Annotated in this window: 19 protein-coding genes; all 19 read left to right on the top strand. The window is 64.3% G+C overall.

Annotated features, from left to right (window positions below):
• Positions 1 to 5: 5 nt before the first annotated feature.
• The 19 genes from rplB to B3K53_RS06550 all read left to right on the top strand — a co-directional run bounded on the left by rplB (position 6) and on the right by B3K53_RS06550 (position 9,675).
• Entirely contained in the window at positions 6 to 797 is a 792-nt protein-coding gene (gene rplB, locus B3K53_RS06640) for a 50S ribosomal protein L2 (RefSeq protein ID WP_292083381.1), read from the top strand.
• Between the two features lie 2 nt (positions 798 to 799).
• Entirely contained in the window at positions 800 to 1,078 is a 279-nt protein-coding gene (rpsS, locus tag B3K53_RS06635) for a 30S ribosomal protein S19 (RefSeq protein WP_184272436.1), read from the top strand.
• A gap of 3 nt (positions 1,079 to 1,081) precedes the next feature.
• On the top strand, positions 1,082 to 1,462 hold the full coding sequence (gene rplV, locus B3K53_RS06630) for a 50S ribosomal protein L22 (RefSeq protein ID WP_105563636.1): 381 nt from the start codon (positions 1,082 to 1,084) through the stop codon (positions 1,460 to 1,462).
• The gene (rpsC, locus tag B3K53_RS06625) at positions 1,462 to 2,205 is read left to right on the top strand and encodes a 30S ribosomal protein S3 (protein ID WP_292083342.1); all 744 of its coding nucleotides are present in this window, start codon (positions 1,462 to 1,464) and stop codon (positions 2,203 to 2,205) included. Before rplV ends, rpsC begins: the two co-directional genes overlap by 1 nt.
• 6 nt (positions 2,206 to 2,211) lie before the next feature.
• Positions 2,212 to 2,649, top strand: a complete 438-nt coding sequence (gene rplP / locus B3K53_RS06620; protein ID WP_292083341.1) for a 50S ribosomal protein L16 — start codon at positions 2,212 to 2,214, stop codon at positions 2,647 to 2,649.
• Complete coding sequence (rpmC, locus tag B3K53_RS06615) at positions 2,649 to 2,846, top strand: 50S ribosomal protein L29 (protein ID WP_207826400.1); 198 nt, start codon at positions 2,649 to 2,651, stop codon at positions 2,844 to 2,846. Before rplP ends, rpmC begins: the two co-directional genes overlap by 1 nt.
• Before the next feature lie 10 nt (positions 2,847 to 2,856).
• On the top strand, positions 2,857 to 3,099 hold the full coding sequence (rpsQ, locus tag B3K53_RS06610) for a 30S ribosomal protein S17 (protein WP_105563640.1): 243 nt from the start codon (positions 2,857 to 2,859) through the stop codon (positions 3,097 to 3,099).
• Between the two features lie 18 nt (positions 3,100 to 3,117).
• Positions 3,118 to 3,486 carry a 50S ribosomal protein L14 gene (rplN, locus tag B3K53_RS06605; protein ID WP_021698481.1) on the top strand — a complete coding sequence of 123 codons (369 nt, stop codon included), beginning with the start codon at positions 3,118 to 3,120 and terminating at the stop codon, positions 3,484 to 3,486.
• A 1-nt stretch (position 3,487) separates the two neighbouring features.
• Positions 3,488 to 3,796: a 50S ribosomal protein L24 gene (gene rplX / locus B3K53_RS06600; protein ID WP_292083340.1), complete on the top strand. Its 309-nt coding sequence runs from the start codon at positions 3,488 to 3,490 to the stop codon at positions 3,794 to 3,796.
• On the top strand, positions 3,796 to 4,356 hold the full coding sequence (gene rplE, locus B3K53_RS06595) for a 50S ribosomal protein L5 (RefSeq protein ID WP_292083339.1): 561 nt from the start codon (positions 3,796 to 3,798) through the stop codon (positions 4,354 to 4,356). Before rplX ends, rplE begins: the two co-directional genes overlap by 1 nt.
• Before the next feature lie 19 nt (positions 4,357 to 4,375).
• The gene (rpsN, locus tag B3K53_RS06590) at positions 4,376 to 4,681 is read left to right on the top strand and encodes a 30S ribosomal protein S14 (protein WP_292083338.1); all 306 of its coding nucleotides are present in this window, start codon (positions 4,376 to 4,378) and stop codon (positions 4,679 to 4,681) included.
• 15 nt (positions 4,682 to 4,696) lie between these two features.
• Entirely contained in the window at positions 4,697 to 5,095 is a 399-nt protein-coding gene (gene rpsH, locus B3K53_RS06585; RefSeq protein ID WP_292083337.1) for a 30S ribosomal protein S8, read from the top strand.
• 1 nt (position 5,096) lies between these two features.
• On the top strand, positions 5,097 to 5,630 hold the full coding sequence (gene rplF, locus B3K53_RS06580) for a 50S ribosomal protein L6 (RefSeq protein ID WP_292083336.1): 534 nt from the start codon (positions 5,097 to 5,099) through the stop codon (positions 5,628 to 5,630).
• A 3-nt stretch (positions 5,631 to 5,633) separates the two neighbouring features.
• Complete coding sequence (gene rplR / locus B3K53_RS06575) at positions 5,634 to 5,990, top strand: 50S ribosomal protein L18 (protein WP_105563646.1); 357 nt, start codon at positions 5,634 to 5,636, stop codon at positions 5,988 to 5,990.
• 13 nt (positions 5,991 to 6,003) lie between these two features.
• Positions 6,004 to 6,609 carry a 30S ribosomal protein S5 gene (gene rpsE / locus B3K53_RS06570; protein ID WP_292036860.1) on the top strand — a complete coding sequence of 202 codons (606 nt, stop codon included), beginning with the start codon at positions 6,004 to 6,006 and terminating at the stop codon, positions 6,607 to 6,609.
• 5 nt (positions 6,610 to 6,614) lie between these two features.
• Positions 6,615 to 6,809, top strand: coding sequence for a 50S ribosomal protein L30 (rpmD, locus tag B3K53_RS06565; RefSeq protein ID WP_105563648.1), 195 nt, complete (start codon positions 6,615 to 6,617; stop codon positions 6,807 to 6,809).
• A gap of 160 nt (positions 6,810 to 6,969) precedes the next feature.
• Positions 6,970 to 7,563, top strand: a complete 594-nt coding sequence (rplO, locus tag B3K53_RS06560; RefSeq protein WP_349680920.1) for a 50S ribosomal protein L15 — start codon at positions 6,970 to 6,972, stop codon at positions 7,561 to 7,563.
• Positions 7,564 to 7,710: 147 nt separating this feature from the next.
• Complete coding sequence (gene secY, locus B3K53_RS06555; protein WP_292083335.1) at positions 7,711 to 9,090, top strand: preprotein translocase subunit SecY; 1,380 nt, start codon at positions 7,711 to 7,713, stop codon at positions 9,088 to 9,090.
• Positions 9,091 to 9,114: 24 nt separating this feature from the next.
• Complete coding sequence (locus B3K53_RS06550; RefSeq protein ID WP_292083334.1) at positions 9,115 to 9,675, top strand: adenylate kinase; 561 nt, start codon at positions 9,115 to 9,117, stop codon at positions 9,673 to 9,675.
• The last annotated feature ends 52 nt before the right edge of the window (positions 9,676 to 9,727 follow it).

Here is a 9,727-nt window from a genome sequence, read left to right as displayed (position 1 = left end):
GCGCCCTGGTGCTGGTCGACCGGTCCGAGCTCCACAAGGGCCGTCCCGAGAAGTCGCTGACCGAAGGCCTGACCAAGTCGGGCGGCCGCGGTCAGGGCGGTCGCATCGCTGTCCGCTTCCGCGGCGGCGGCGCCAAGACCCTGTACCGCAAGATCGACTTCAAGCGTCGCAAGTGGGACGTGGTCGGCACGGTCGAGCGTCTGGAATACGACCCGAACCGCACCGCCTTCATCGCCCTGGTGACCTACCCGGACGGCGAGAAGACCTACATCATCGCTCCGCAACGCCTGAAGGCCGGCGACGTCATCGTCGCTGGTGAGAAGGTCGACGTGAAGCCGGGCAACGCCATGCCGCTGCGCTCGATGCCCGTGGGTACGATCATCCACAACATCGAGATGAAGCCGGGCAAGGGCGCTCAGCTGGCCCGTTCGGCCGGCGCCTACGCCCAGCTGGTCGGTCGCGATCAGGGCTACGCCCAGATCCGTCTCGGCTCGGGCGAGCTGCGCATGGTTCTGGACTCGTGCATGGCCACTGTCGGCGCCGTGTCGAACCCGGACCACATGAACCAGAACCTCGGCAAGGCCGGTCGCGTTCGTCACATGGGCTTCCGTCCGCACGTTCGCGGCGTCGCCATGAACCCGATCGACCACCCGCATGGTGGTGGTGAAGGCCGGACCTCTGGTGGTCGTACCCCGGTTACGCCGTGGGGCAAGGACACCAAGGGCACCCGCACCCGCAAGAACAAGGCTACGGATAAGTTCATCATCCGTACTCGCCACGTGAAGAAGGCTCGCTAAGAATGGCCCGCTCCTCCTGGAAAGGCCCGTTTGTCGACGGGTATCTGCTCAAGAAGGCCGACGCCGTTCAAACGTCGGGCCGCAAGGACGTGATCAAGACCTGGTCGCGCCGCTCCACCATCCTGCCCCAGTTCGTCGGTCTGACGTTCGGCGTCCACAACGGCCAGAAGCACGTGCCGGTGATGGTCAACGAAGACATGGTCGGCATGAAGTTTGGCGAGTTCGCCCCGACCCGGAACTTCCCGGGTCACGCGGCGGACAAGAAGGCCAAAAGGAAGTAACTGATGGCCAAGTCCAACAACCCCCGCCGCGTCGGCGCCACCGAGGCTCGCGCCAAGCTGGTCAACGTTCGCATCAGCCCGCAAAAGCTGAACCTGGTCGCCGCTTCGATCCGCGGTCTGCCGGTCCAGAAGGCGCTGAACGAGCTGGAATTCAGCCGCAAGCGCATCGCCACCGACGTCCGCAAGGTTCTGTATTCGGCCGTTTCGAACGCCGAAAACAACCACAACCTCGACATCGACAACCTGGTCGTCGCCGAGGCCTTCGTGGGCAAGAACCTGGTGATGAAGCGTTTCGCGAGCCGCGCTCGTGGTCGCTCGTCGCGCATCCTGAAACCGTTCAGCGAGATCACGATCGTGGTCCGTGAAGCCGGCGAGGCCGCCTGATGGGACAGAAAATCAATCCGGTCGGTCTGCGCCTCGGCGTGAACCGCACGTGGGACAGCCGCTGGTTCGCCGGCGGCGCCGACTACGCCCGCCTGCTGCACCAGGACCTGAAGCTGCGTACGTGGCTGAAGGAACGCCTGGTCGCCGCCGGCGTGTCGCGCATCATCATCGAGCGCCCGCACAAGAAGTGCCGCGTGACGATCTACGCCGCTCGTCCGGGCGTCGTGATCGGCAAGAAGGGCGCTGACATCGAGAAGCTCCGCAAGGACATCTCGGCTCGCACCGAAGGCGAAGTTCACCTGAACATCGTCGAAGTCCGCAAGCCGGAAACCGATGCTCAGCTGATCGCTGAAAACATCGCTCAGCAGCTGGAGCGCCGGATCGCCTTCCGTCGCGCCATGAAGCGTTCGATGCAGTCGGCCATGCGCCTCGGCGCCAAGGGCGTCCGCATCAACGTTTCGGGCCGTCTGGGCGGCGCCGAAATCGCTCGTATGGAATGGTACCGCGAAGGTCGCGTGCCGCTTCACACCCTGCGCGCCGACATCGACTATGGCTTCTACGAAGCCAAGACGACCTACGGCATCATCGGCGTGAAGGTCTGGGTCTTTAAGGGTGAAGTGCTCGAGCACGACCCGATGGCTCAGGACAAGCGTTGGGCCCAGGAAGCCTCGGGTCCGTCGTCCAACGAAGGCCGTGGCGGCCCCCGCGGTGATCGCGGTCCGCGCCGTGGTCGTGAGGGCTGATAGGCCATGTTGCAACCGAAAAAGACCAAGTACCGCAAGGCCTTCAAGGGCCGCATCCATGGCTCGGCCAAGGGTGGTTTCTCGCTGAACTTCGGCTCCTACGGCCTGAAGACGGTGGAACCCGAGCGCATCACCGCGCGCCAGATCGAGGCGGCTCGCCGCGCGATCACGCGTCAGATGAAGCGTCAGGGCCGCGTCTGGATCCGCGTCTTCCCGGATCTGCCCGTCACGGGCAAGCCGGCTGAAGTCCGGATGGGTAAGGGCAAGGGCGCCGTGGACCATTGGGCCGCGCGCTGCCACCCGGGCCGTATCCTGTTCGAAATCGACGGCGTGCCGGACGATGTGGCTCGCGAAGCGCTGCGCCTCGGCGCCGCCAAGCTGCCGGTCCGCACCAAGGTGGTCACCCGCCTGGACGCCGGCATCGTTATGGAGCAAGCCGCGTAATGACCAAGATCGCTGATCTGCGGGCTCAAACCCCCGACCAACTGGCCGACGAGCTGCTGAAGCTCAAGAAGGAACAGTTCAACCTGCGCTTCCAGGCCGCCACCGGCCAGATGGAAAAAACCCACCGGGTCTCGGAAGTGCGTAAGGACATCGCCCGTATTTCCACGCTTCTGCGTGCGAACCGCGCGGCGGGTTAAGGAAACACCTATGCCCAAACGTATTCTTGAAGGCGTGGTCGTGTCCGACAAGGGCGACAAGACGGTCGTCGTGAAGGTCGAGCGCACTCTGCTGCACCCGGTCCTGAAGAAGATCGTCCGCCTGTCCAAAAAGTACCACGCTCACGATGAGGGCAACGCCCTCAAAGTCGGCGACGTCGCGCGCATCGTCGAGTGCGCCCCCAAGTCCAAGCTGAAGCGTTGGGAAGTCGTTTCCCCCGCCTCGGCTTCCTAAAGAAAAGGATCGGATCCCATGATCCAGATGCAAACTAACCTGGAGGTCGCCGATAACTCGGGCGCCCGCCGGGTCATGTGCATCAAGGTGTTGGGCGGCTCGAAGCGCCGCTACGCCTCGGTGGGCGACACTATTGTCGCCTCGGTGAAGGAAGCTATCCCGCGCGGCCGCGTGAAGAAGGGCGACGTCGTTCGCGCCATCGTCGTTCGCACCGCCAAGGACATCCAGCGCAAGGACGGCTCGGTTATTCGTTTTGACAAGTCGGCCGCCGTCATCGTCAACAAGCAGAACGAGCCTGTCGGCACGCGGATCTTCGGCCCGGTTCCCCGCGAACTGCGCGCCAAGAACCACATGAAGATCATCTCGCTGGCTCCGGAGGTCCTGTAATATGGCCGCCAAGATCAAGAAGGGCGACACGGTCGTCGTCCTGACCGGCAAGGACAAGGGACGCACCGGCCAGGTGCTGAAGGTCCTGCCGACCGAAAACCGCGTCGTCGTGCAAGGCGTCAACATGGTTCAGCGCCACACGCGCCCGACCCAGGCTGACCCGCAAGGCGGCATCAAGCACAAGGAAGCCTCGCTTCACCTGTCGAACGTCGCGATCGCCGACGCCAACGGCAAGGCGACCCGCGTCGGCTTCAAGGTCGAAGGCGACGCCAAGGTTCGCTTCGCCAAGACCACGGGAGACGTCATCTAATGGCTGACACCAAGTACACGCCGCGTCTCAAGACCGAATATCAGGAGCGCATCCGCGCCGCCCTGAAGGAAAAGTTCGGTTACACGAACGAGATGCAGATCCCCAAGCTGGACAAGATCGTCCTGAACATGGGTGTCGGTGAAGCTGTCGCAGACTCCAAGAAGGTCAATGCGGCCCTCAAGGACCTGACGGCCATCGCCGGTCAGAAGGCTGTGCCGACCAAGGCTCGTAACTCCATCGCCGGCTTCAAGCTGCGCGAAGGCATGGTCATCGGCGGCAAGGTCACGCTGCGCGGCGCCCAGATGTACGAGTTCCTGGACCGCTTCATCACGATCGCGCTGCCGCGCGTGAAGGATTTCCGTGGTCTGAAGGGCACCTCGTTCGACGGTCGCGGCAACTACGCCACGGGTCTGAAGGAACACATCGTGTTCCCTGAGATCAACTACGACCAGATCGATCAGATGTGGGGCATGGACATCGTCGTCTGCACCACGGCCAAGACCGATGAGGAAGCCAAGGCTCTCCTCACCGAGTTCAAGTTCCCGTTCATCAAGAACTGAGCGGGAAGGGAAGAGAACAATGGCTAAGAAAAGCGCCGTAAACCGTAACGAAGCCGTCAAGGCTCTGGTTGCGAAGTATGCCGCAAAGCGCGCCGCCCTGAAGGCGACCGCCAACGATGAAAGCCTGCCGCTGGAAGAGCGTTTCGACGCTCGTCTGAAGCTGGCAGCCCTGCCGCGCAACTCCGCGCCGGGCCGCATTCGCAACCGTTGCGAAGTGACGGGTCGCCCGCGGGCTTACTACCGTAAGCTCAAGATGAGCCGTATCGCCCTGCGCGAACTCGGCAACCTGGGGCAGATCCCCGGCCTGACGAAGTCGAGCTGGTAAGGGGAGCGAACAGATATGATGATCAACGATCCCCTGAGCGACATGATCGCTCGCATCAAGAACGCGGCGACCCGCAAGCGTTCCAAGGTGCTGACCCCGGCCTCCCGTCTGCGCCAGCGCGTCCTCGACGTGCTGCAGGACGAAGGCTACATCCGCGGCTATTCGCTGGTTCAGAACCCCGGCGAGTTCCCGCAGTTCGAGATCGAGCTGAAGTACTTCGACGGCCAGCCGGTGATCGCTGAGATCGCCCGCGTGTCGAAGCCCGGCCGCCGCGTTTACTCGGCCATCAACGAGCTGAAGCCGGTCAAGAACGGCCTCGGCATCTCGATCCTTTCGACTTCGAAGGGCGTCATGTCCGACGCCGCCGCCCGCGACGCTAACGTCGGCGGCGAAGTCCTCTGCAGGGTCTACTGATATGTCCCGTATTGGCAAGAAAACCATTGCTGTGCCGAAGGGCGTGACTGTCACGCTCAACGGCCAGACCGTCTCGGTCAAGGGTCCCAAGGGCGAACGCTCCTGGACCGTGGCCGAAGAGATCGAAGTCAAGCAGGAAGGCGACGAACTGTCGCTGACCCCGCGTTCGGACACGCCTCGCGCTCGCGCGATGTGGGGTCTGTCGCGCACCCTGGTCGACAACATGGTCACCGGCGTGACCTCGGGCTTCGAAAAGACCCTGGAACTGGTCGGCGTGGGTTACCGCGCTGCGCTGAAGGGCCAGGCTCTGTCGCTGCAGCTCGGCTTCTCGCATGAAGTCGACATCGCGCCGCCGGCCGGCATCACCTTCGTCGTGCCGAAGCAGACCGAGATCAAGATCTCGGGCAACGACAAGCAGGCCGTCGGTGAAATCGCCGCCGTCATCCGCAAGCTGCGTCCGCCGGAACCCTACAAGGGCAAGGGCGTGCGCTATCAGGGCGAGACCGTCCGGCGCAAGGAAGGCAAGAAGAAGTAAGTCATGGCTCTTTCTCTGCAACAACAAGCCAAGCGCCGCGCCGAACGCAACCGTCGTCGCCTCAAGGCTGTCGCCAACGGTCGTCTGCGTCTGTCGGTCTTCCGTTCGGACAAGAACATCTCGGCTCAAATCATCGACGACGCCCAGGGCGTCACGGTGGCCGCCGCCTCGTCGCTGGAAGGCGGCAAGGGTTCCAAGGGTTCGGACGTCGCCGCAGCTGCTGCGATCGGCAAGCTGATCGCCGAGCGCGCCAAGGAGAAGGGCGTCACCGACGTCGTCTTCGACCGCGGCGGCTACATCTATCACGGCCGCGTCAAGGCGCTGGCGGAGGCCGCGCGTGAAGCCGGCCTGAACTTCTAAGGGATCGAGAAGCATGGCTCGTGAACCCCAACGCGGACAAGGTGGTCAGAACCGCGACCGCCGCGACCGCAACGCTCCTGTTGTCGACGGCCCGGATTCGGACATCGTCGAAAAGCTGGTGCACATCAACCGCGTCGCCGCCACCGTTAAGGGCGGACGTCGTTTCTCGTTCGCAGCCCTGATGGTCGTCGGCGACGGCAAGGGCCGCGTCGGCTTCGGTCACGGCAAGGCGCGCGAAGTGCCGGAAGCCATCCGTAAGGCGACCGAAGAAGCCAAGAAGACGATGATCCGCGTTCCGCTGCGCGAGAACCGCACCCTGCACCACGACGGCAACGGCCGTTGGGGCGCAGGCAAGATCATGATGCGCGCTGCCCCTCCCGGCACGGGCGTCATCGCCGGCGGTCCGATGCGTGCGGTCCTCGAAACCCTCGGCGTCCAGGACGTCGTGGGCAAGTCGACCGGCTCGTCGAACCCCTACAACATGATCCGCGCGACCTTCGAAGCTCTGAAGGTTCAATCGTCGCCGCGTCAGGTTGCTGCAAAGCGTGGCAAGAAGGTCGCCGACCTGATGGGCCGCCGCAACGACGGCGCCTCGGCGCCTGAAGCAGTCGAGGGCTGATAGACATGGCCAAGAACGAAAAAGCCACCGTCACGGTTCGCCAGACGGCCAGCCCGATCCGCCGCAAGTCGGATCAGCGCGCCACCCTGTCGGGCCTGGGTCTGAACCGCATCGGCCGCGAGTCGACGCTGGAAGACACCCCCTCGGTCCGTGGGATGATCGCCAAGGTCGCCCACATGGTCGAAGTGGTCGAGAAATAAGACGATGCGCCCTCTCCCGATCCCGGGGGAGGGCGTTTCTCTTTGAAGAAGCATCTTGCGATGCTGCGACGGGCCGCCTAGAAGCGGCCCTTCAATTTTTCCAACGCCGAGTCAGAGTCGCCTTTGCGGCCTGGCGCTAGAACCCGAAAGGATCAGGCATATGAAACTGAACGAAATCCGCGACAACGAAGGCGCACACAAGAAGCGCATGCGCGTCGGCCGCGGCCCGGGTTCGGGCAAGGGCAAGACCGCCGGTCGCGGCGTCAAGGGTCAGAAGTCGCGTACCGGCGTCGCCATCGGCGGCTTCGAAGGCGGCCAAATGCCGCTGTACATGCGTATGCCGAAGCGCGGCTTCAACAACCCGAACGCGCTGAAGCTGGCCGAAGTGAACCTGTGGCGCGTGCAAGAAGCCATCGACGCCGGCAAGCTGGACGCCAAGGCTGAAATCAACGGCGCCGCCCTGGTGGCCGCCGGCGTGATCCGTCGCGTCAAGGACGGCGTCCGCGTTCTGGGCGAAGGCGAACTGAAGGCCAAGCTGAACCTGGTCGTCTGGTCGGCCTCGTCGGGCGCGATCAAGGCCATCGAAGCCGCCGGCGGCAAGGTCGAGCAACAGCGCATCGCCGCTGAAGCCAAGGCCGCTGCCCGCGTCGAGAAGCGCAACGCCGCCAAGGGTAAGGCTCCGGCCGCCAAGGCGCCGCTGGGCGACGCCAACAAGGTCTCGGCCCGCGCCAAGCGCGCCGCCGCCAAGGCCTAAAATCGATATCGTCATCCCGTGCTAGCGCCGCTGATGCGGCGTTCGCCGGGATCATCCGCACCGGGATGACGATTTTCCGAAAGCGGCTCTCGCAAGGGAGCCGCTTTCCGCCTATCTGACGACGGGCATAGTCGTGGGGACCGCCTGATGGCTTCGGCCGCTGAACAACTCGCTGCCAATATGAACATGGGCTCGTTCGCGAAAGCGACCGAGCTGCACAAACGCCTGCTGTTCACGCTGGGCGCACTGCTGGTCTATCGGATCGGCACCTATGTTCCGATTCCCGGCATCAATTCCGAGGCCTTCCTGGCCTTCTTCCAGAACCCGGACGGCCAGCGCGGCATCCTGGACATGTTCAACATGTTCTCGGGCGGCGCGGTCGAGCGTATGGCCGTCTTTGCGTTGAACGTGATGCCGTACATCTCGGCCTCGATCATCGTGCAGCTGATGGGCGCGGTTTACCCGCCCTGGGAGAAGCTGAAGAAGGAAGGCGGCGAAAGCGGCCGCAAGCAGCTGAACCAGTACACCCGTTACCTGACGGTCTTCCTGGCTCTGGCCCAGTCCTTCGGCATCGCGGCGGGTCTGAACGCCCAGGCCGGCCTGATCGACCAGCCCGGCCTGTTCTTCATCATCTCGACGGTCACCACCCTGACCGGCGGCACCATGTTCCTGATGTGGCTGGGCGAGCAGGTGACGGCGCGCGGCGTCGGCAACGGCATCTCGCTGATCATCTTCGCCGGCATCGTGGCGGTTCTGCCGTCCACCGTCGCCCGCCTGCTGGGCCTGGCCCAACAGGGTCAGATGTCGGCCTTCGTGCTGCTGTTCATCGCCATCCTGGCTGTGGCCACGATCGTCTTCATCGTCTTCATGGAGCGCGCCCAGCGCCGCCTTCTGATCCAGTATCCGAAGCGCCAGGAAGGCAACCGCATGACGGGCGGCGAGCGCTCGTTCCTGCCGCTGAAGGTTAACACCGCCGGCGTCATCCCGGCCATCTTCGCCTCGTCGCTGCTGATGCTGCCGACGACGGTCGCCACCTTCACCGCCCAGGCCAACCTGCCCGAGTGGATGAGCTGGCTGCCGCTGGTGACGGCGCAGCTGACGCACGGCCAGCCGCTGTTCATGATCCTGTATGCGGTCCTGATCGTCTTCTTCTGCTTCTTCTACACCTCGATCACCTTCAACCCCGAGGACACGGCCGAGAACCTGCGCAAGTACGGCGGCTTCCTGCCGGGGATCCGTCCGGGCAAGCGCACGGCCGAGTACCTGGACTATGTGCTGACGCGCCTGACGGTGATCGGCGCCGCCTACATCACCGCGGTCTGCCTGCTGCCTGAGTTCCTGGTCAGCAGCCTGGGTAACAGCCTCTACTTCGGAGGAACGTCTATCTTGATCGTCGTCTCGGTCACGATGGACACTGTCGCCCAGATCCAGTCCCAACTGCTGGCGCACCAGTACGAGGGTCTGATCAAGAAGGCCAAGCTGCGTGGTCGCGGCGGCCGGGGCGGTTCCGCCCCCGCCCGCCGCTGATCGTCGGGTAGGGGAGCCCGCAAGATGAATCTGATCCTGTTCGGGCCGCCCGCGGCCGGCAAGGGCACGCAAGCCAAGCGTCTGGTCGAGGAGCGGGGCATGATCCAGCTCTCGACCGGCGACATGCTTCGCGCGGCGATTGCTTCCGGCTCGGAACTGGGCCTCAAGGTCAAGGACGTGCTGGCGCGCGGCGACCTCGTCACCGACGAGATCGTCATCGCCCTGATCGAGGACCGCCTGCCGGAGGCCGAGGCCGCCGGCGGCGCCATCTTCGACGGCTTCCCGCGCAACGTCGCCCAGGCCGAGGCCCTGGACGCCATGCTGGCCAAGCGGGGCGCTCAGATCGACCGCGTTGTTCGCCTGAAGGTCGACGACGAAGCCCTGACCGCCCGCATCGGCAAGCGTTTCGCCGAGCAGGGCCGTCCGGACGACAATCCGGAGACCTTCAAGGATCGCCTGGCCGTCTACAACGCCCAGACCGCGCCGCTGCTTCCCTATTACGAAGCCCAGGGCAAGCTGACCGAGATTGACGGCATGGGCGATATCGCCACGGTCGCCGCCGCCATCGACGGCGCTTTGGTCTAGGACGCCCTGATCGGAAGCGATGTTCGGGCGTTAGGCGTTCGGGCATTCGCTT

The sequence above is a fragment of the Brevundimonas sp. UBA7506 genome (assembly GCF_002479495.1).
Classification (GTDB): Bacteria; Pseudomonadota; Alphaproteobacteria; order Caulobacterales; family Caulobacteraceae; genus Brevundimonas.
The sequence above is the reverse complement of the archived record's forward strand: the minus strand, read 5'-3'. Positions and strand labels throughout refer to the sequence as shown.